This is a genomic window from Psychrobacter sp. Sarcosine-02u-2 (genome assembly GCF_002836335.1).
Taxonomy (GTDB): Bacteria; Pseudomonadota; Gammaproteobacteria; order Pseudomonadales; family Moraxellaceae; genus Psychrobacter; species Psychrobacter faecalis.
In genome coordinates this window covers 1-20,017 of record NZ_PJBX01000179.1, presented here as the reverse complement: position 1 = coordinate 20,017, position 20,017 = coordinate 1, and the positions used below count along the sequence as shown (strand labels likewise).

The following is a 20,017-nucleotide window of genomic DNA, read 5'->3' as shown; positions in this document are numbered from 1 at the left end:
GGCGCCTACCAATCATTTAACAACGGCATTAGATTCATTTTCAATGAAAGTTGAATTTAATAATAGTGCAGACGTTTAATGATTGAATTTGTCTATCTTGCATCGTCTTGCCCCGCAGCTACTGGCGGTGTTGCTTTTATTCAAAAACCAACACGCTAGGACAGCATATGAACCTCACACAAAATACTTCAACTCCTATTGCCAAAACTTCTGACAAAAAAGCCGACGCTCTAAAAACGCCTGCCCATCGTACCGCAAATGATGCGCGTTTTGAAGAAGACGCTCGCGACTTACACCGCATCTTACCAGCTTCTAAAAAAGTCTATATCGGGGGCTCACGGCCCGATATCCAAGTACCGATGCGCGAGATTACCCTTGACCCTACCCCTATCCAAGGGGTAAGCGAGTACGATTGGGAGCAAAACCCACCATTTTATGTCTACGACACCTCAGGCGTTTACACCGATCCCAATGTCGAGATCGATTTGACCAAAGGCTTACCAAAGCTGCGTGAAGGCTGGATTGCTGAGCGCGGCGATACTGAACAGTTAAAAGGTTTATCTAGCTCATACGGACAAGCGCGCGCCCGTGATATCAGTACTGCTAACTTAAGATTTGCGCATATTGATAGACCACGTCGCGCCTTAGTAGGAAAGAACGTCACGCAAATGCATTACGCGCGTCGCGGTATTATCACGCCTGAAATGGAATATATCGCCATTCGTGAGACGCAAAAGCAGCACGAACTGACCGATATGCGCCAACACGATGGCGAAAGCTTTGGTGCCAATACGCCAAAAATCATCACCCCTGAGTTTGTCCGCAGCGAAGTTGCCGCAGGCCGCGCCATTATCCCCAATAATATCAATCACCCTGAATCTGAGCCGATGATTATCGGGCGTAATTTTTTAGTGAAAATTAACGCCAATATCGGCAATTCAGCGCTCGGCTCATCTATCGATGAAGAAGTATCAAAAATGACCTGGGCAACGCGCTGGGGCGCCGATACCATTATGGATTTATCGACCGGCAATCATATCCATGAAACCCGTGAATGGTTGATTCGTAACTCACCAGTGCCAATTGGTACGGTGCCGATTTATCAAGCCTTAGAGAAAGTCGATGGCGTTGCCGAAGACTTAACGTGGGAGATATTCCGCGATACCTTGATTGAGCAAGCCGAGCAAGGCGTTGATTACTTTACCATTCACGCTGGCGTACTGCTACGTTATGTACCGCTAACCGCCAATCGCTTGACGGGCATCGTCTCGCGTGGCGGCTCTATCATGGCGCAGTGGTGTTTGGCCCATCATAAAGAGAGCTTTTTATACACGCATTTTGAAGATATCTGCGAGATTATGAAGCAGTATGATGTGGCATTTAGCTTAGGCGATGGCTTACGTCCGGGCTGTTTGCAAGATGCCAATGATGAAGCGCAATTTGGTGAGCTACGTACCCTAGGTGAGTTGACGCAAGTCGCATGGAAGCATGATGTACAGGTGATGATTGAAGGCCCTGGACACGTGGCGATGAACCGTATTAAAGAAAATATGGACTTGCAGCTTGAGCTATGTAGCGACGCACCTTTTTATACTTTAGGGCCATTAACCACTGATATTGCGCCTGGTTATGACCATATCACCAGTGCCATTGGCGCAGCGATGATTGGCTGGTTTGGCACGGCGATGCTCTGTTACGTAACACCAAAAGAGCATCTCGGTTTGCCCAATAAAAAGGACGTCAAGGACGGTATCATCACTTATAAAATCGCCGCTCATGCTGCCGACCTTGCTAAAGGCCATCCGGGCGCACAAGCACGTGATAATGCCTTGTCCAAAGCGCGTTTTGAGTTCCGCTGGGATGATCAGTTTAATCTGGCGCTTGACCCTGATACGGCGCGTGAATATCATGACGAAACACTGCCAAAAGATGCGCACAAGTCTGCGCACTTTTGCTCAATGTGCGGACCGAAGTTTTGCTCGATGAAAATCACTCAAAACGTGCGCGAGTATGCTAAAGGTTTAGATGCAAAAGAAAACGGCGTTCAGGCTACTAGTGCGATGAGCCGCGCTGATATTAAAAAAGGCATGGACGAGATGACGCAAAAATATCATGCCGAGGGTCGCCAGTTGTATAAAGAGGTTTAAGCGATTAACGTTAATCCTTAATTCATAAAAAAGCGCTACTCATAAGTAGCGCTTTTTATTGCAAACAGTTTTATCTTTATAGTAGATTAAACCTTTGACGCTTCGTAAATCTCTTTAATAGAAGTATTAATCGTATCAGCAAACTCTGCGTCGCTTTGTTGCTTATTTAAGCCTTCGGTAAAAGCGCGCGAGAAGCTCGCAATCATACCGGGGTTTTGTTTAAGCTTTTCACAGGCGTCATGACGACTGTAACCGCCTGATAGCGCAACCACTTTGAGCACTTTTGGGTGATCAATCAGCTCTTGATAAAATCCGTCTTCTTCAGGCAAAGTCAGTTTTAGCATCACTTGATGATCATCGTCTAAAAACTCAAGATTGTGCAAAATACTAGTTTTAAGGATGATTTCGCAGTCATGCTTTTTGCTACTGTTGATATCCACTTCTGGCTCAACGATCGGCATAAAACCTTTAGAAAGAATTTGCTTTGCGACATCAAACTGCTGCTGGACGACAAGCTCGATACCATCGACACTTGGTTCATAAATGACTGAGCGCATCTTGGTGCCAAATACCGGATAATTTTTTGCTTTATCCAGCAACAAGTCTAGATTTGGCATCGGACGCATCACCTGTACGCCGTTCATGTGTTCAGCCAAACCCTTATCTACCTTTAAAAAAGGTACGATATTTTTATCTTCCCATAGGTAATTGGCGGTCGGTTTGCCATTAACCTCGCGCTCCATGGTATCTTCAAATAAAATCGCCCCGAGTACACGCTCATTATCAAAGGCATCACAAGTCATAATACGGGTGCGCATTTCATGCACCAAATCAAACATCGCTTCATCATTGTCATAAGCATCGCCGCTGACGCCATAGTTCTCTAATGCTTTTGGCGTGCTGCCACCACTTTGGTCAAGCGCGGCGATAAATCCTGAGCCATTTTTTATATGCTGTAGTTGTTTTTCGTATTCCATTGAATGGGTATCCTATCCTAATTAATAAGGGTCAAACGTTATTATAATAAGTCAATCAGCCCTCAATAGTATGAGCCTGACTGTCAGTTACCTTATCATAGGACATGCCACCTGCCTATTGTTGATAAGTTAAAATTTTACCTATTTCATAGTGGCATTATTAAAGCAAAAACAATACCGCTACACAGCCAATCGCCAATAATAAACCGACGATATTGATACGATTGAGGCGCTCTTTAAATACCCCAACCCCTATCAAGGTTGCCACCGCAATCACGCCGACGTTCATGCCTGTAAAGACGATACTTGGCGACTCAGACAATACTTGATGGGCGCGTACATAAGCATAGATATTGCCCATATTGAGCGCGCCAAGTAATAATCCTGCGCTAAGGGCATTGCCCTGCCAACGCACGCGCGTGCTAAGCAGGTAAACGAGTAGCAGCAAACCTGCCAGCCCAAAGGTCACAAATAAAGTTAAAGGAAACGCCGCGCCTTGCTTGGCAACTTGTTTGAACAAAATATCAATCACGCCGTAACCGAGCCAAACGCCAAATAACCAAAGTGGCGTCTGCTTTGCTTGGCTATTTATAAGCCCGTGCTGCGGACGATAAACCAAAGCAGCGAGTGCTAAAAATCCTAACAACAGACCAAATATGCGCGTACCCGTTAATACTTCGCCAAATAATAAAAAAGCAGCAACGATAGGAATGATCAGTGATAAACGCTGGGCGGCATCGGTTGCTACCACCCCGACCGATTCAATCGCCCGCCCAAGAATAACAAACACTGCTGGCAACAAGATACCAAGCGCAATAATGATACCCCAAGCATTTCCAAGTGCGCCGATACTACTAACATCTGGTTTTAATAACAGCCAAGTTAATAAAAATGCCACGGGATATCCCGCCACGATGGTTTGGCGAATATCGATATTTTTTTGGCGTAATATTTTTAAAAGTACGGAAACAGCGACGCTACAGAGCACCGCTATCGTTAAATACATCATCAACTTTATCCTTGTTAAGTCGCAACTTTGCGCGTTTATTATTCGTAGGAGTAAAAGAATACTCATTCATTAGCCGATTTTTCGATTATTAAAACGTATAAATAAAAGGAAGCAACAAACTAGAAGAAATGATGGAATGTAACAAAATATTTCATCCACAGCAATCTAATTATTGTGTGCTCTACCTGTCAGCTTACAATTAGCATGCAGGCATGAGGACGAATTTTGTTAAAATAACCAGCAATCCTAATAACAAAAGTAACGATTCACGATAGCGCTTGACGGCGTTTATCTTGGCGTACTGCTATGAATGCTCTTTGACTGCCTATGAACGCTTTATTTCGCTTTTTTGAAACTCGTCTGCCCGCCTTTCCTGAGACGCCTATGCCGCTGCCCTCGCCGCGCGATGGTATGCTCAAATTTATGTGGGCATGTACCAAAGGGCTACGCGGGTGGTTATTGCTATTTATGATTTTGTCTGCTGGTATCGGTATCTACGAAGCGATGCTATTTGCGTGGATTGGCAATATCGTCGATTGGCTTGGCGTTTATACGCCGCAAAATCTGTGGGCAGAAAAAGGCGATATGCTGCTTTTGATACTGGCCGTGATGATTTTAAGTCCGCTTTGGATTGCCCTATCGTCATTTATCCATTTTCAAACCTTGCAAGGCGTCTTCCCGATGCAGATGCGCTGGCGTTTTCATCAGCGTATGCTTGGGCAATCGATGCAGTTTTATCAAGACGAGTTCTCTGGTCGCGTTTCTGCTAAGGTAATGCAAACGGCATTGGCCGTACGCGATACCGTGATGACGGTCACAGACATGTTTATGTACGTCGCCGTTTATTTTATTACTTCTGGCATTATTTTATTTAATTTAGACAGCTTATTATTGATTCCATTTATTGTGTGGTTTGTCTTGGTGTGGCTGGCGATGTGGTATTTTATTCCCAAACTTAAACAAACGGCGATTGTACAAGCCGATGCCCGCGCGTTAATGACGGGCCGCATCACTGATGCGTATGCCAATATCATGACGGTTAAACTGTTTAGCCACTCGCGCCGCGAGCTCGATTATGCCAAAAACGCGATGGGACAGTTTTTAGGTACGGTCCATGCGCAAATGCGCTGGGTCAGCTACCTTGAGGTATCAACCCACTTAATCAGTGTGATTTTGGTCAGTAGTACGGCCGGTATCGGAATTTATTTATGGCAACAAAGCGCTGTCGGTGTTGGCGCAATTGCCGCTGCCACGGCGATGGCGCTGCGATTAAATGGCCTGACGCGCTGGATTATGTGGCAAACTGCTAGCCTGTTTGAGAGTATCGGGACAGTACAAGACGGGATGCGCACCTTATCTGCGCCGCAAACCATCGTTGATAAGCCAAATGCCGCTATCCTTAAAGTCAGCGATGGTCGTATCGTTTTCGACCATGTTGATTTTAGTTATGAAGGCGAAGACGATGCCACAGGTTTAAACAAGCATAAATCAGACAAGCCTCTAGATAACACGCATGAAGATGCTGTTATTCCTGCTGCGGATTCTGCAGCGGGAACTTCATACGCCAAGCTATTAGATAACTTTTACTTAGATATCAAACCGGGTGAGAAAATCGGTCTGGTTGGGCGTTCAGGCGCTGGTAAATCAACTTTGGTTAATCTACTCCTGCGCTTCTTTGATGTTGATAAAGGCAAAATCTATATCGACGGGCAAGCGATTGACGAAGTTACCCAAGAATCGCTGCGTCAGCAAATCGGTATGGTCACCCAAGATACCTCGTTATTGCACCGTACTGTGCGCGAAAATATCGCTTACGGTCGTCCTGACGCAACCGATGAGGAAATCATTACAGCTGCTAAGCAAGCTCAGGCGTGGGACTTTATTAAAGATTTATACGATGACAAAGGCAATACCGGTCTTGATACACAAGTCGGCGAGCGCGGCGTTAAGCTCTCTGGCGGTCAACGTCAGCGCATCGCTATCTCACGCGTGATGCTAAAAAATGCGCCGATTTTGTTACTGGACGAGGCGACCAGTGCACTTGATTCTGAGATTGAATTTGCCATTACCGAAAGCCTAAACGATATCATGACCGGCAAAACTGTGATTGCAATTGCCCATCGATTATCGACCATTGCCGCGCTAGATAGATTGGTGGTCATGGATAAAGGCCGTATCATCGAGCAAGGCAGTCATGATGAGCTACTGGCGTTAAATGGCGTTTATGCGCGCTTATGGCAGCGTCAAAGTGGCGGCTTCTTAGGCGAAGACAGCTAATTGCAAGTTAACAATAAAATGTAAGATAACGGTTAAAAAACCACCACAAGGAAGTGAAGTTTTTATGGAAACTTTTACCAAACGTATTAATATCAGTGGCAAGCAAGCGCGCTATTATGATTTAGAGCAGTTGAACCAAACTGCAAATCAAGCAGACAAACCGAACCACCATAAACGCCCGCCTGCTCATTTTTATGGTGGTAACAGCTTTACTGTTGGTACTTATGCACCATTATTAAATAAGCTCGCAACGGATTTTGATTTATCGGCGCTGGCGCTACGTGGTTATTGGTATGACAAGCCGCAAGCGCCGCGTCTGACCCGTGAGCAAGATGCCGATATACTGATTGAGTTTTTAGAGAAAACCCAAAACGCGCCTATCGTTGGTATTGGGCATTCGCAAGGCGCAACAGCGACCGCTATAGCAGCAGCAAAACGCCCCGATTTATTCTCGCAGTTATATCTTATCGAGCCTGTCACCTTTACTAAAAAACAAGCAACGCTTTATAACTTACTACCGCGCAAGATATTGCTAAGCCGTGAACCTTTTAAAAGCACCCTAACCAAGCAATCGACGTGGGCAAGTATCGATGACTATTATGAGCATTTGCGCGCGCAACGGGCTTATAAACGTATCAGTGATGAGCACTTAAAAGTATTTGCTGAACAAAGTTTGACGGCCAATAACAATGGCAGCTATAGCTTGATGTTTGCCCCCGAGCAAGAGCTTGCCAACTATTTTGGTGCGCCCCATATCGATGCGGCATTAAAAAAACTCAGCTGTCCTTATACCTTAATCACCGGCAAACCGACTTTGTTTATCAATGATAAAGTACGTAAACAATGGCAAGGATTTGTTCCCGCCGATAGCATTATCTCTTTGCCCGATTACGGTCATCTTTTGCCAATGGAAGCACCTGAACTGTGTGCGCAAATTATTAATGAGCATTATGAAAGCAATAAATAAGCCGAGCGATATGGAATGTAGGATATATGGGATATAAGCAATGAGCGACCTTTTTGTCCCTGCGCCAACCGATAATTTATTGCCTTATGATGGCAAAGTTAATGACTTAGGTATCGTTATCGATTATCCCAGTGCCTTATACTATGCCCTATTAACGACGCTACCTTGGCAGTCTGATATCGTGACATTATTTGGTAAGACGCATGTCACCACTCGCCAAATAGTATGGATGGGCGACAGTGCTGCCAGTTATCAATACTCGGGGCACAGGCGGCAAGCCATTGAGTGGACAGACTCAGTGTTTCATGTGAAACATCATATCGAGCGGCAACTATTAAAAATCGGTATCAATACCCACTTTAATTCTTGCCTGCTAAATTACTATCCGTCCGGCGACGATGGTATGGGGTATCATGCCGACGATGAAAAAGAACTAGGCAATCAGCCAGTTATTGCTTCTTTGTCACTCGGAGCGACGCGCAAGTTTGTCTTAAAGCATAAAAAAACTCAAGATAAAGTCGAGCTTTATCTTGAGTCCGGTCAGCTTATCGTCATGCATGGTGAGACGCAAAAATGTTGGAAGCATACTGTTACTAAAACAAAAACGGTTTTAGAAGGACGTATTAGCTTAACCTTTAGGCAAATGATATTAGATTAAACTCGCTTAACTTAAATAACCTCGCTTAACTTAAATAACTCTGCCTTAGCTTGCTTTGAGCACAATCTTGCCAAAGGTATCGCCTTTTTCTAGCTCGCGGTGAGCAGCGACCACTTCAGATAATGGATAAGTTTGCTGAATTTGTAAAATTAGCGTGCCGTCAGCGACATCTTGTAAAACCTTTGCCATATCTTCGCCATTTGGCTTTACCGCATAACCATCGACGCTCAAGTTTTTATTACTACCGGCAGCTTTTAGTTTATCAACCCAAATGGTCGGTAACACTTTAACGTGACCTCCAGATTTGAGTGTGCTCAAAGCGCGCACGCCGGCATCGTCACCGACCAAGTCCATCAGTACATCGGCTTGTAAGTCAGGAAAATCTTGGTCTTTGGTATAATCTATCCAACCTTCCAACTTGCTTTTATCTATCAATTTATCAAGTTTGGCGTATTTTTCTGGTGAGCAAATAAGCGTGACTTTGATATTATCTGACGCTACCTTTTTCAGCAAAAACTGAATCGCTAAATGTCCAACGCCGCCCGCTGGCGCGTTTATCACCACATGCTCAGCGTTTTTTATGTTGGCAAATTCTACAAACTGTAGCGCCGTTTGCCCGATACAAGGCAATGCCCCTGCTTGCTCTAATGTCACAGACTCAGGTACTTTTGCCAGTAAATCAGCATCGATCGCCACGTATTCAGCGTAGCAGCTGCCATCAAAACTAAGGGCCGCGACGTCATCTCCAATCATAAATTTATCGCTATTACTTTTGACCACTATCCCTGCAACATCAAAGCCTAAAATAGCGGGCTCGCCTTTATCAAAGTTATTTTTTTGAATCGCATCGGCGCCCCAGCCTTTACCTTGACGGGTTTTATAATCGACGGGGTTGATACCGGCATAAGCGACTTGTATTAATACTTGGTTATCCTTTAATGCAGGCATAGCCACGCCGTCTTGATATGTCATGACTTCAGGTTCGCCAAACTCGCGTATCTGTACGGCGTGCTGCGTCGTTGGTAGGTGTTTATCAGACATGATTTTTCATCCTTGTATTATTCTAATTTCTCTTTTTTGGTTAGTTTCTTACTTGTTATCCATTAACTGATAACAGCAATTCATAACAATGCTAATTCTGCACTTAGCGGCAAATGATCCGATAGTGTTGACCAAGGCTTACCGGTATGTACCCACGCGTCTTTTACCCTTAGATTGCGCACATAGATACGGTCTAGACTGAGCACAGGCAATTTTGCTGGAAAGGTTGGTAGCAATTTGCCATGACAGTGTTTAAAAGCTTCGGTCATCCCCAAGCTTGAAGCGAGCCTGTCACAAGACATTTTTTTCCAGTCGTTAAAATCGCCCGCCAAAATCAGCGGCTGATTAGGCGCAATCTCATTACGCACATAATTGGAGATGGCTTCGTACTGCTTGATGCGGTCGCGCTCAAAGAGGTTTAAATGGGCGCATAATACCACAACCGGCATCTCCCACCCTAGCGGCTGCACTTCACAATGCAGGACACCGCGCTGCTCAAGTTTATTCACCGTAATATTGACGTTATGTTTAGGATCTAGCGGAAAACGACTCAACACCGCATTACCATGATGACCGTTTTCATACTCTGAGTTTTTGCCATAGCTGTTTTGCAGTTGCAAATATTCACCAAACCATTCGTGCTGTGATTGGTCGGGATATTCGTTATATTGCATATTACGCTTGAGGTTTTGACCCTGCACTTCTTGCAGGCAAAGGATATCTGAGCCAATGATATCAAGCGCTTGGGCGATACCCTGTATCTTCACTTGGCGATTCATCGGCGACATGCCTTTATGAATGTTGTAGCTAGTTAAAACAAAAGAGGTGGTATTAGTCATAAATTTATCAGTTATAAACTCAGTATGGATAGCGTAAGGGTGAACAGCGCTTTATTAGAAACTTATCAAATGACACCAGTCATCAGATAAACGTAAACCTAAGTTATTATAAAAAAGAGCATTGATTCATATCGAACCAATGCTCCCATATTATACCTATGTCGTAACGATGGCTAATTCATTAACGAATAGCAGCCATCACTTAGTAGCGTGTTACCAGAGCAATTGGCTGATCTGCACCCATCAGCTCCTGCGGCATGAATACGGCTTTGCCACCATTATGAATGACGTGTTCGATGATTTCACCAACGGCATCATCAGTAACGCCTTGGGCAGTCGCATCATCAGCCATGCTTAGAGTCTGCGCCGCTTCATCGATCATAGCCGGTTGCATGTAACCGCGGCGGACATATAAAGTCTCGCCAACACCTTGGAAGGCGCTGCGGTAAACTTCTTGCAAATCTGTTTGCAGCATATTGGCACCGCGCGCTTTGTCAATTTCACCCATAGCGGCTTGATGTAATGACGAGCGATAATTTTCAACCGCTTCTTGTACGCTATCAATGATATGCTGCGCGCTGCCTTCTTCTAAATTGGTGGCATTTGAAACGGTAGCAATGATATTATCTGGACGATCACAAACATCTTTATAGTAACCGATATTTTTGGCATCGCCAACGATCACTAACGGCATTTTATTCTCGCCCCATAGCTCTTGGACGCTCTTATCTACTTGGTTAAAAAATTCTTTTAGATAGCTACTCTCGTTGTTCGCTGAGCGATCAGAGCCGGCATCACCTGTTGTATATAAACCATTATTTTCTACAGGAAATGGAATGTTTTCCATATTATTTTGTGCATCGGTATCTTGGTCGAACTCTTTGACCACACGGTCGTTAGACGCTTCAATCAAGCGCGCCTTATCACGCGTCAATACCACCGTATAATAATGCACAGCACTAGCCATATCACGCACCAAATCACGTGTTGCAAATCTATCAGAGATTATCACGCGCTCTTTGGTATCAATAGGCATACGGACGATTTGAGCATCGTCAGTGCTAGCAAATATGGCTAAGGTATCTAAGTTATAGTTGTGATTCAGGTCACTGGTTTTATTCTGGATATTTTCTAAAATAGAGGTGGCGGTACTTTTGTCGTACTCGTTGTTTAGGCGCTCTTCGACGACTTTTAATTGATTTTTTAGGGCGATAGGATCTTTTTGATTGTCAGGATGCTCACGGTGCGTTTTGACAAAAATACTGACCGCTGGATTGGCTTTGGTCTCACGTAGACTTTTAAGAGTTGCTTTCATAAATACTGCTCCTTATTTTATTATCATTGGTTGGTATCGCAAAGTTTGTCATAGAATTTGAAAATTATTTTTAACAACTGCCTTGTGTTTAATTTATTATATTAAGTCCTTGTATTACTAAGATGCTAACAACTTGTCCTCACTCCCTGTAGGGTTAATTTGCAAGTAAATGATGACGCTTTGTAAGTGAAACTTAGCAAACTATCAGTCATATCGATAATTAGCGCTAGGTTATTATCCAATTGGACATTTCTAAAAATCCCATTCATAAAATGAACACTCTAAAACCAATTATAACGCTGGCTTGTATTTCAACCGCGTCATACCCATCTTTTAGATAACCTTTACTTTACATAACGTTTTAAACTACGTTTTAAATAACGTTCATAGCACTTTATCTAAATTATAATAATTTATTCATTACTAACAGACCTTGACTAACAGACATTGGATACCTTTCTTTATGAACTCTATTGCTCCAGACCTACACCTTGTTGATTTTTCCAGTACCACACCTGATGCCTTACAAAGCCAGGTCATCAGTGCTATCGATGCTGCCAACCGTTTTTTAGATGAGATGTCGGCAGATAGCAAGCTTAGCGCTGAGCAGGCGTTGGCAGAGGTGATGAGCTTTGACCATATAAATCTGGCGTTAGATCGTAGTTGGGGCATTTTGTCGCATCTTAATAGCGTGATGAGTAGCGATGAGATTCGTCATGTCCATCATGAATTGTTGCCCAAGCTGTCTGCTTATGGCACGCGTGTTGGTCAGCATCAGCCGCTATTTAGTCGCTATCAGACGATCGTCAATGATCAGGCTTTCTTTGCCGAACTAGACCCAGCAAGGGCGCGAGCAATTGAGCTTGCGCTGCGTAGCTTTGAGCTATCAGGCGTTGCGCTACCCAAAGCTGAGCAAGAAACCTTTGCTGCTATTCAAAGTGAGTTATCGACTTTATCAGCGACGTTCTCAGACCATATCTTGGATGCTACTCAGGCGTATGCCTTACCGCTTGAGCAAAGCCAATTAGCAGGGTTAACTGAGAGTGGTTTGGCGCTATTAGCGGACGCAGGCGAACAATATAAAGCTCGCGAGCTTGCCAGCGATAAGCTCACCCAAGCACAAATTGATGCGTTGCCGACGCCTTATTATGTTGCAAGCTTAAACATCCCCGTTTATCTTGCCGTCATGACCCATGCCGATGATCGTAATCTGCGTGAGACGCTGTACCGTGCTTATGTTACTCGCGCCTCTGAGTTTGATGCGCATACCAATGCCAAAGGTGAGTCGCTCAATAATGCCGATATCATGAGCCAAATTCTGCAATTACGCGCGCAAAAAGCCAAGCTATTAGGTTTTGATAATTATGCAGAAGTGTCACTGTCGACCAAAATGGCAGATAGCGTAACGGAAGTGGAAACCTTTTTACGGGATTTGGCGGCGCAAGCGACTCCAGCTGCTAAGCAAGATTTAGCACAGCTACAAAAATATGCGCAGGCTTATGGTATTACTGAGCTACAGCCGTGGGACAGCGCTTATATTGCCGAAAAAGTAAAACAGAGCGAATTTAGCTTATCGCAAGAGGAGATACGTCCTTATTTCCCACTACCGAAAGTGATTAGCGGATTGTTTACGATCGTCGATCGTTTATACGGTATCAAGGTACAAGAGCACAGTGAGTCTGTATCACGCTGGCACGATGACGTACGTTTTTATCAATTATTTGACGCCGATGATCACTTGCTTGGTGGCTTTTACTTTGACTTATTTGCTCGTAGCGGCAAACGCGGCGGCGCGTGGATGAGCGGTTTTCAATCACGTTATACCTATGCGGAGCAAAACCATCAGCAGCTACCGGTTTGCTTTATGGTCGGCAACTTCACCCCTGCCCTCGATGGTAAACCAAGCCTATTGACTCACGATGAAGTACTGACCTTGTTCCACGAGTTTGGTCATGGTTTACATCACTTATTAACCCAAGTAACTGTTGGTGATGTCGCTGGTGTCAATGGCGTTGAGTGGGATGCAGTCGAATTGCCCAGTCAATTTATGGAAAACTGGGCGTGGGATGCCGAAGGGATTGCTTTAATAAGTAGCCATGTTGAAAGCGGCGAACCCTTGCCAAAAGACAAACTTGCCGCCCTACTAGCGGTCAAAAACTTCCAAAGCGGCATGCAAACCTTACGTCAAATCGAGTTTGCACTTTTTGATTTATTGATTCATGCGCAGACGCCAGCACTTGATTATGATGGTATCTTGGCGACGTTAAACGCCGTGCGCGATGATATTGCGATTGTGCAGACGCCAGATTACAACCGTTTTGCTAATGGCTTTAGTCATATCTTTGCTGGTGGGTATGCCGCCGGTTATTACTCGTATAAATGGGCGGAGCTATTGTCTGCCGATGCGTTTAGTAAGTTTGAAGAAGAAGGTATCTTTAACCCAACTACCGGCAAAGCCTTTCGCGAGACTATTTTATCGGTCGGTGGTAGTTTTCCTGCTAAGACCAACTTTGAGAACTTCCGCGGTCGCAGCGCCAGCATCGATGCTTTACTACGGCATAGCGGTTTTGACAATGCTAAAAATGACATTGCTAAAAATGATGCTGCCGCCACTGCTAAAGCCAATGTTCAAACGACGCGCGAGGTCATCTAAATGCGCTATCAATCATCAACGCCAAAGCGCCGGTTTTTAGCAGGCGTTCGCTGTCCTAAATGTCAGGCGATGGATGCTGTGATGCAAGTAAATATCGTCGTACCCGAACCTGATGAATACATCGAATGTACGCAGTGCGGACATACAGAGCACCGCCCCGATCCTGATACTATCAGTGCTAAAAACCATTTAGAGGACCAGATTGCTCGTGATGCCATGTCGACAGGTACCAGTGGTACAGTCAAATTCAAGCCATAAGAGTCATATTTGATAGTTAACGTTAATTTTTAATAGCACAAAGCCTGTCTAGCAATAGATGGGCTTTTTATTTTGAGTTTGTTATAGTATGGCTACTTATATTTTTGCCAGAAATCGACCATCGTATGAATAAAAAACGTCTACGTCCTTTATCGACTAAGTCAGCGCTGAAAAAGTCTGCCAAATCGCGTCAAAAATGGTGGCTTATTATCATAGTGGCGGCTTTATTGATTGGTTATTTGATTTGGGAAAACAATTCGCCAGACACTGAAAAGGCGCCGATCGAAAGCACACCACCTACTGCCGATTCTATTGAGCAAGATAGTGCTGAGCAAGCAAATATCCCGTCATTAGATAGTAATGACAATATATCAGATGACAGCCAGCTAACTTTAGAGAGTGATGACTCGGCAATTACAAACAGCCAAATCCCTAATCCCGACGCTATTTTAAATGCGCCCTTGCCGGAAAATGATAGTTTAGCAAAAGAAGAAATAGATCGCTTGGAAGACGAGCGTCAGCGCTTAGCCGAACAAGAGAAGCTGGCCGCTGAGCAATTAGCAATGAATAAGCAGTTGACAGAGATGAAAGAAGAACAAATCGCCCTGCTGGAGGAGCAAATTGCCCAATTAGAAGCTGCGGAAAGCGCGAAAAACAGTGTAAAATAATATTCATTTCACAGAGGGGCAAATAGATAAATGGCAAGTCTACAACTTACCCACGCCCCTATTTTAAATAGCAGCGCCCAACTGCTGATATTGCCGGTGAATAACGCCGGTATCCTGCTAGATCCTATCCTTATGCGCAGCAAAAACTTATATCCAGACAATTACCAACGTTACTTTAGCGCCTGCCGCGAGGGTAGCCTAATGGTTGGTAGCTGTTTAATGCATAAGCGCGCACGTGAGCAAGCTGGGCTTGGCGTCAGTAGCAACGGTAGCCAACCAAGTTATATTGCCAACCTTGTCGTATCGGATCATCCCTATCATTCACCGAGGGCAAGCTGGTTAAGCGCAGCTCTAGTCGATTTACAACAGCAGCTAATACCTTTAATACGTTATCAAGGTATACGCCGGATTGCATTGCTAGCGCGCCCGCTTATTGCTCATTATTCGCAAAAAAATTCTGCTCAAAATAATATTGCTGATAACGGTGAAATAACAACGTCAATTGCTTTAGATTGGTCTAGCAATATCTTGCCTCCTGTCACCCATCATCTACAAGATTTACCAAAGCTACGTATCGATATTCATCTTCCTAAAGACATCAATATATAAATCATTTTCTCATTGTCATTATTCTTTGTGCGCATAAAAAAAACCGCCTTGTTTGCCAATATCAGCAACCAAAGCGGTTTTTTTAAATCTAACTAATTCGAAAAACGAAGATTAGTTTTGCTCGATACCTTTCATGGTCAGCTTAATACGGCCACGGTTATCAACATCTTGTACCAATACGCTGACGGTTTGACCTTCTTTTAGGTAGTCAGACACGTTTTCTACGCGCTCATCGGCGATTTGCGAGATATGCACGAGACCATCGGTGTTTGGCAAGACGTTAACGAAAGCACCGAAGTCAACGATACGCGCAACCGTACCTTGATAAGTTTTACCGACTTCTACCTCCGCGGTGATGGCTTCAATTTTGCCGATAGCCGCTTTGGTTGCTGCTTTATTTTCACCAAAGATACGAATGGTACCAGCATCATCGATATCGATAACCGCGCCAGTTTCTTCGGTTAGCTGACGAATCGTTGCGCCGCCTTTACCAATCACATCACGGATTTTTTCTGGGTTGATTTCGATAACCGCATAGTTAGGCGCATGAGCGTTGATTTCCGTACGGCTTGCAGGCAGTACTTTATTCATCGCTTCTAGGATATGAATACGACCAGCGTGGGCTTGCTTAAGGGCTTGCTCCATAATGTCTGGGGTAATGCCTTCGATTTTAATATCCATCTGTAGCGCGGTAATACCGTCTTTCGAGCCTGCTACTTTAAAGTCCATATCACCAAGATGATCTTCATCACCTAGGATGTCAGACAATACCGCAAAGCGCTCGCCTTCTTTAACCAGACCCATCGCGATACCCGCAACTGGTGCTTTTAGCGGTACGCCTGCGTCCATCAATGCCAAGCTTGCGCCGCAAACCGAAGCCATTGAAGATGAACCATTTGATTCGGTGATTTCAGATACCACACGAATCACATATGGGAAGCGTTCGCTATCTGGCAACATCGCTTCAACGCCGCGGCGCGCTAGGCGACCATGACCGATTTCACGACGTTTTGGCACACCTTCACGGCCGGTTTCACCAACTGAGAAATGTGGGAAGTTGTAATGCAACATGAAATGGTCACGAATCGTACCAGCCAATGAATCAATCATGTTTACATCACGGGTGTTACCAAGCGTGGTGGTTACCAATGCTTGTGTTTCACCGCGGGTAAATAGTGCTGAACCATGGGTATATGGCAATACGCCTACTTGTACATCTAGCGCACGAACGGTTTCAAGATCACGGCCATCGATACGCGGCTTACCTGACAAGATATTGTCACGAACGGTGCGGTATTTTAACTCTTCATAAATCTCTTTTAATTCAGATACCGTATCGTTATACGTTTCTGCTTCGGCGTCACCTGCCAATGCTTCGATGATCGCTTGTTTGATTTCGTCAAGTTTGCTGTAGCGCTCTTGCTTATTGGTAATAGTATAAGCATCAGCCACTTGCTCACCAAACTGCTCTTTCATGCTGGTTTCTAACGCTTGATCGCGAACAGGCGCGGTATATTGCTGCTTAGCGGTACCAACCTCTTCTGCCAATGACGCGATATTATCAATGACGATTTGCTGCTGCTGATGACCGTATAAAACCGCACCTAGCATTTGGTCTTCAGACAATTCTTTCGCTTCTGATTCAACCATCAATACTGCAGATTTGGTACCCGCAACCACCAAGTCAAGGTCGCTGTCTTTGAGCTGCTCAAGCGTTGGGTTAAGAACATATTCGCCATTGATAAAGCCAACACGCGCTGCTGCTACCGGGCCATTGAATGGGGCATCAGAAATAGCCAGCGCTGCTGAAGCACCGATGAGTGCCGCGATATCTGCCGACTGAGTTTTATCAGACGAGACAACCGTCGCCGTAATTTGAATTTCGTTCACGTAGCCTTCAGGGAATAGCGGACGAATAGGACGGTCAATCAAACGCGACGTTAAGGTTTCATTTTCGCTTGCGCGGCCTTCACGTTTACCATAAGCACCAGGGATTTTACCGGCTGCATACATTTTTTCTTGATAGTTGACGGTCAATGGGAAGAAGTTTTGCCCTTCTTTAGCATCCGACTTTACTACTGCCGCTACTAGGACAGTCACGCCGCCCATGTGAACCAAAATAGAGTTTGCTTGACGCGCGATACGACCCGTTTCAATAACGACCTGCTGGTCGCCGTACTGGAATTCACGCTTAATGGTATTAAACATTGTCATATAATTTTCCTAATATTGACTGACGAAAGGGATATCAGCATCATAAAAAGCTGATATCTGTCATTAAAAATTCTTGGTAACTGGTTACTCGTGATTGGCTACTAATTGACGTTAACATAATTGGAAACTGGGTCGATTAGAGCAATTTTGTTACCTATTTATTTGATACATTTATTTAAATAACGATTTCACGTTATTTGCTGACTAAAATCTGCTTTGCTAGCCACTGTTTGATAAATAATACTCATCACGATAAACCTTATAAATAATTAATCGAGCGCGAATACTACTCTCAAACTCATAAGGCATTATTTTACAGTGATTTATAGCCATTGACCAATGAAATGCCAAACTGTCTGTTTGCGCATTACCGTTATGAGCATTTCAGTATAAAAAAGTCGGTTAAAATAGGAGTTTGTCACATTAAACGTATGCCGCTAAGGCATAATTTTTTAACAGTCAAACTCATATAAATACGCATAAAAAAACGGCGTGAAACTATTCCACACCGTCTTTAGAGAAAATCTATTTTATCGAGCTTAGCAAGCAAATACCAAGTGGCTTAGCAAAAAATCTAAAATCTTGCCACATTCTGGCATATTCTATATTAGCGACCACTCGTACTATTGTCGCCAAATTAACGACGTAGACCTAATTGGCTAATAAGGGTGGTATAACGACCAAGGTCTTTACCTTTTAAGTAGTCAAGCAGTTTACGGCGCGTGTTAACCATACGGATAAGACCACGACGGCTATGATGGTCCGCTTTGTGCTCTTTAAAATGGTTCTGTAAATCGTTGATACGAGCACTCAATAGTGCTACTTGAACTTCTGGAGAACCAGTGTCGTTTTCGCCACGTTGGTATTGAGCAATGATTTGTTCACGATCAGAATTGGTTAGCATAAATCTCTCCGGCAATGCTAAATGTACTAAGATACTTTCAATTTAAAGCATCTAGGCACAATAGAATAAAAATAAAAAGTTTAACCGTCATTCAGGACAACCCTGCATTACTAGAGTTGACCTAGTGTACGACAAACTTATCAATTAGAACGTTTAGTTAAGAATAAAGCGAAAATTAAACGTGACAGCGATTATAACAAAAAACTGCTGAACTAGCAGCAGTTTTTATAGTAGTTTTACAATTTTTGCAGAGAAAAATTGATTAAGGTCTAAATTTATAAGACTAACGTTTCAGCAACTATTTATCCTTCTTAACGTCGTCCTGCGTAGCATTACCGCCAAGCTCATTATCTTCAAGAGGAGCCGTCGTTGCTTCCGCTAAACTATCTGGAATATTATCTTTTTTAGGATTGATATCTTCGGCTTGTTGTTTGATTTTTTTCTCTTGCGCGTCCATGTTGCCTTTTGAGTCAGTCATAAATACTCCCAGTTATCATTATTTTTGTATATTTTTACTAACTATCTTATTAATAATCAGCAGATTCAATAAATTACGGAGTTAACTATTTTTCTTCTTTAGCATTTTTTAAATTATCAGCAATACGGTCTGCAGCCGCTTCAGTATCTTGCGTATGATTATCTTCTGTTTGACCCTTTAGGGCAGCAGTCGCTGATTCTGAACGTTGTTGCTCAAGCTTGGTATCGTTCGGATTAGGATTTGACATAATAATTTCCTTTTCTGTAGTTATGAATTCTGTAGTTATGATTTTAAAGTTATGGTAATTTCGTAAAATCAATATAAATAAAGCGTTAATAAATAGTAGCTGCTTCTTTTAGGTTAATCTATAAAATTTAATTGGCTTATTAATCTAAGATAGCGCTTTATCAATAGCAGCGACAAAATCGTTAATATCATCTGGATTACGTGAGGTAATTAAATTACCATCCACTTGCACGCTTTTATCGACGAAATTTGCGCCCGCATTTTCTAAATCGGTCTGTAACGAGTGATAAGCTGTTAAGGTTTTACCTTTAGCAATGCCTGTATTGATTAATACCCAAGGCGCGTGGCAAATGACCGCTAATGGTTTACCTGCATCGTTAATAGCATTAATAATACTGTGCGCTTCTTCGTTACCGCGTATGGTATCGGCATTCACCGTGCCACCTGGCAAAACCAGTGCCTCATAATCAGCAACGTTAGCGTCTTTAGCAAATATATCTGCAGTGAAGGTATCACCCTTATTGACGTCCTGCTGCATGCCTTGGACTTCTTTGTCTTTATTGGTCGTAATGAGGACTGTTTTATAACCTTTATCTTTTAATTGGTTGTTAACTTCTTCATATTCAGCTTGTTCGAAGTTATTATGTAATAAGAAAGCAATGGTTTTCATAATAATCCTTATACTTTAGATTTCAACTTTAGGTATGAGTATTTTTAAAATACATTTTTTATTATTAATCTCAGATACTTTTTATAT

18 protein-coding genes are annotated in these 20,017 nt (G+C 43.5%); 8 read left to right on the top strand and 10 right to left on the bottom strand.

All coding sequences use genetic code 11. From position 1 onward, the window contains the following. Positions 1 to 167 precede the first annotated feature (167 nt). Positions 168 to 2,147, top strand: a complete 1,980-nt coding sequence (thiC, locus tag CXF58_RS12925; protein WP_226928737.1) for a phosphomethylpyrimidine synthase ThiC — start codon at positions 168 to 170, stop codon at positions 2,145 to 2,147. Between the two features lie 86 nt (positions 2,148 to 2,233). On the opposite strand, the gene CXF58_RS12920 is transcribed toward thiC, so the two are convergent. Both CXF58_RS12920 and CXF58_RS12915 read right to left on the bottom strand, forming a co-directional pair. Further along, positions 2,234 to 3,124, bottom strand: a complete 891-nt coding sequence (locus CXF58_RS12920; protein WP_102077747.1) for a fructose bisphosphate aldolase — start codon at positions 3,122 to 3,124, stop codon at positions 2,234 to 2,236. Positions 3,125 to 3,284: 160 nt separating this feature from the next. Further along, positions 3,285 to 4,133 (bottom strand): hypothetical protein, encoded by an 849-nt coding sequence (locus CXF58_RS12915; protein ID WP_102077746.1) that lies wholly within the window; start codon positions 4,131 to 4,133, stop codon positions 3,285 to 3,287. Between the two features lie 327 nt (positions 4,134 to 4,460). Between CXF58_RS12915 and CXF58_RS12910 the strand changes: the two genes are divergently transcribed. The 3 genes from CXF58_RS12910 to CXF58_RS12900 all read left to right on the top strand — a co-directional run bounded on the left by CXF58_RS12910 (position 4,461) and on the right by CXF58_RS12900 (position 8,035). Further along, positions 4,461 to 6,410 carry an ABC transporter ATP-binding protein gene (locus tag CXF58_RS12910; protein WP_102077745.1) on the top strand — a complete coding sequence of 650 codons (1,950 nt, stop codon included), beginning with the start codon at positions 4,461 to 4,463 and terminating at the stop codon, positions 6,408 to 6,410. A gap of 64 nt (positions 6,411 to 6,474) precedes the next feature. Then, the gene (locus CXF58_RS12905; protein ID WP_102077744.1) at positions 6,475 to 7,377 is read left to right on the top strand and encodes an alpha/beta fold hydrolase; all 903 of its coding nucleotides are present in this window, start codon (positions 6,475 to 6,477) and stop codon (positions 7,375 to 7,377) included. Between the two features lie 40 nt (positions 7,378 to 7,417). Beyond that, positions 7,418 to 8,035: an alpha-ketoglutarate-dependent dioxygenase AlkB family protein gene (locus tag CXF58_RS12900; RefSeq protein ID WP_102077743.1), complete on the top strand. Its 618-nt coding sequence runs from the start codon at positions 7,418 to 7,420 to the stop codon at positions 8,033 to 8,035. A gap of 45 nt (positions 8,036 to 8,080) precedes the next feature. On the opposite strand, the gene CXF58_RS12895 is transcribed toward CXF58_RS12900, so the two are convergent. From CXF58_RS12895 to CXF58_RS12885, 3 genes are all read right to left on the bottom strand, one after another. Next, complete coding sequence (locus CXF58_RS12895) at positions 8,081 to 9,076, bottom strand: NADP-dependent oxidoreductase (RefSeq protein WP_102077742.1); 996 nt, start codon at positions 9,074 to 9,076, stop codon at positions 8,081 to 8,083. An 80-nt stretch (positions 9,077 to 9,156) separates the two neighbouring features. Continuing rightward, complete coding sequence (locus CXF58_RS12890) at positions 9,157 to 9,915, bottom strand: endonuclease/exonuclease/phosphatase family protein (protein ID WP_068407879.1); 759 nt, start codon at positions 9,913 to 9,915, stop codon at positions 9,157 to 9,159. A gap of 202 nt (positions 9,916 to 10,117) precedes the next feature. Continuing rightward, positions 10,118 to 11,230 carry an AOC03_06830 family ribosome hibernation factor gene (locus tag CXF58_RS12885; RefSeq protein ID WP_068407880.1) on the bottom strand — a complete coding sequence of 371 codons (1,113 nt, stop codon included), beginning with the start codon at positions 11,228 to 11,230 and terminating at the stop codon, positions 10,118 to 10,120. A gap of 463 nt (positions 11,231 to 11,693) precedes the next feature. Between CXF58_RS12885 and CXF58_RS12880 the strand changes: the two genes are divergently transcribed. The 4 genes from CXF58_RS12880 to CXF58_RS12865 all read left to right on the top strand — a co-directional run bounded on the left by CXF58_RS12880 (position 11,694) and on the right by CXF58_RS12865 (position 15,418). After that, positions 11,694 to 13,883, top strand: coding sequence for a M3 family metallopeptidase (locus tag CXF58_RS12880; protein ID WP_102077741.1), 2,190 nt, complete (start codon positions 11,694 to 11,696; stop codon positions 13,881 to 13,883). Then, the gene (locus tag CXF58_RS12875) at positions 13,884 to 14,141 is read left to right on the top strand and encodes a YheV family putative zinc ribbon protein (protein WP_068407882.1); all 258 of its coding nucleotides are present in this window, start codon (positions 13,884 to 13,886) and stop codon (positions 14,139 to 14,141) included. A 125-nt stretch (positions 14,142 to 14,266) separates the two neighbouring features. After that, positions 14,267 to 14,809, top strand: a complete 543-nt coding sequence (locus CXF58_RS12870; RefSeq protein ID WP_102077740.1) for a hypothetical protein — start codon at positions 14,267 to 14,269, stop codon at positions 14,807 to 14,809. A 30-nt stretch (positions 14,810 to 14,839) separates the two neighbouring features. Continuing rightward, positions 14,840 to 15,418: a hypothetical protein gene (locus tag CXF58_RS12865; RefSeq protein ID WP_102077739.1), complete on the top strand. Its 579-nt coding sequence runs from the start codon at positions 14,840 to 14,842 to the stop codon at positions 15,416 to 15,418. Between the two features lie 111 nt (positions 15,419 to 15,529). Here CXF58_RS12865 and pnp read toward each other — a convergent pair whose 3' ends face one another. The 5 genes from pnp to CXF58_RS12845 all read right to left on the bottom strand — a co-directional run bounded on the left by pnp (position 15,530) and on the right by CXF58_RS12845 (position 19,930). Continuing rightward, positions 15,530 to 17,632 (bottom strand): polyribonucleotide nucleotidyltransferase, encoded by a 2,103-nt coding sequence (gene pnp / locus CXF58_RS12860; RefSeq protein WP_102077738.1) that lies wholly within the window; start codon positions 17,630 to 17,632, stop codon positions 15,530 to 15,532. A gap of 637 nt (positions 17,633 to 18,269) precedes the next feature. After that, a complete protein-coding gene (gene rpsO, locus CXF58_RS12855) occupies positions 18,270 to 18,536 on the bottom strand; it encodes a 30S ribosomal protein S15 (RefSeq protein ID WP_068407892.1) in 267 nt (88 codons plus the stop codon). Between the two features lie 298 nt (positions 18,537 to 18,834). Then, positions 18,835 to 19,014 (bottom strand): hypothetical protein, encoded by a 180-nt coding sequence (locus CXF58_RS12850; protein WP_102077737.1) that lies wholly within the window; start codon positions 19,012 to 19,014, stop codon positions 18,835 to 18,837. An 85-nt stretch (positions 19,015 to 19,099) separates the two neighbouring features. After that, complete coding sequence (locus tag CXF58_RS13885; RefSeq protein ID WP_156508534.1) at positions 19,100 to 19,261, bottom strand: hypothetical protein; 162 nt, start codon at positions 19,259 to 19,261, stop codon at positions 19,100 to 19,102. Positions 19,262 to 19,405: 144 nt separating this feature from the next. Next, on the bottom strand, positions 19,406 to 19,930 hold the full coding sequence (locus CXF58_RS12845; protein ID WP_068407895.1) for a type 1 glutamine amidotransferase domain-containing protein: 525 nt from the start codon (positions 19,928 to 19,930) through the stop codon (positions 19,406 to 19,408). Positions 19,931 to 20,017: the final 87 nt, after the last annotated feature.

Excerpts from the sequence above, each read along its gene's own strand:
- rpsO (WP_068407892.1), bottom strand. The coding sequence starts at position 18,536 with ATGCTAACCAATTCTGATCGTGAACAAATCATTGCTCAATACCAACGT.
- CXF58_RS12885 (WP_068407880.1), bottom strand. The coding sequence starts at position 11,230 with ATGAAAGCAACTCTTAAAAGTCTACGTGAGACCAAAGCCAATCCAGCG.
- CXF58_RS12915 (WP_102077746.1), bottom strand. The coding sequence starts at position 4,133 with ATGATGTATTTAACGATAGCGGTGCTCTGTAGCGTCGCTGTTTCCGTA.
- CXF58_RS12845 (WP_068407895.1), bottom strand. The coding sequence starts at position 19,930 with ATGAAAACCATTGCTTTCTTATTACATAATAACTTCGAACAAGCTGAA.
- CXF58_RS12920 (WP_102077747.1), bottom strand. The coding sequence starts at position 3,124 with ATGGAATACGAAAAACAACTACAGCATATAAAAAATGGCTCAGGATTT.
- CXF58_RS12865 (WP_102077739.1), top strand. The coding sequence starts at position 14,840 with ATGGCAAGTCTACAACTTACCCACGCCCCTATTTTAAATAGCAGCGCC.
- CXF58_RS12870 (WP_102077740.1), top strand. The coding sequence starts at position 14,267 with ATGAATAAAAAACGTCTACGTCCTTTATCGACTAAGTCAGCGCTGAAA.
- CXF58_RS12895 (WP_102077742.1), bottom strand. The coding sequence starts at position 9,076 with ATGTCTGATAAACACCTACCAACGACGCAGCACGCCGTACAGATACGC.
- CXF58_RS12850 (WP_102077737.1), bottom strand. The coding sequence starts at position 19,014 with ATGACTGACTCAAAAGGCAACATGGACGCGCAAGAGAAAAAAATCAAA.
- CXF58_RS12900 (WP_102077743.1), top strand. The coding sequence starts at position 7,418 with ATGAGCGACCTTTTTGTCCCTGCGCCAACCGATAATTTATTGCCTTAT.
- thiC (WP_226928737.1), top strand. The coding sequence starts at position 168 with ATGAACCTCACACAAAATACTTCAACTCCTATTGCCAAAACTTCTGAC.
- CXF58_RS12880 (WP_102077741.1), top strand. The coding sequence starts at position 11,694 with ATGAACTCTATTGCTCCAGACCTACACCTTGTTGATTTTTCCAGTACC.
- CXF58_RS12875 (WP_068407882.1), top strand. The coding sequence starts at position 13,884 with ATGCGCTATCAATCATCAACGCCAAAGCGCCGGTTTTTAGCAGGCGTT.
- CXF58_RS13885 (WP_156508534.1), bottom strand. The coding sequence starts at position 19,261 with ATGTCAAATCCTAATCCGAACGATACCAAGCTTGAGCAACAACGTTCA.
- CXF58_RS12905 (WP_102077744.1), top strand. The coding sequence starts at position 6,475 with ATGGAAACTTTTACCAAACGTATTAATATCAGTGGCAAGCAAGCGCGC.
- pnp (WP_102077738.1), bottom strand. The coding sequence starts at position 17,632 with ATGACAATGTTTAATACCATTAAGCGTGAATTCCAGTACGGCGACCAG.
- CXF58_RS12890 (WP_068407879.1), bottom strand. The coding sequence starts at position 9,915 with ATGACTAATACCACCTCTTTTGTTTTAACTAGCTACAACATTCATAAA.
- CXF58_RS12910 (WP_102077745.1), top strand. The coding sequence starts at position 4,461 with ATGAACGCTTTATTTCGCTTTTTTGAAACTCGTCTGCCCGCCTTTCCT.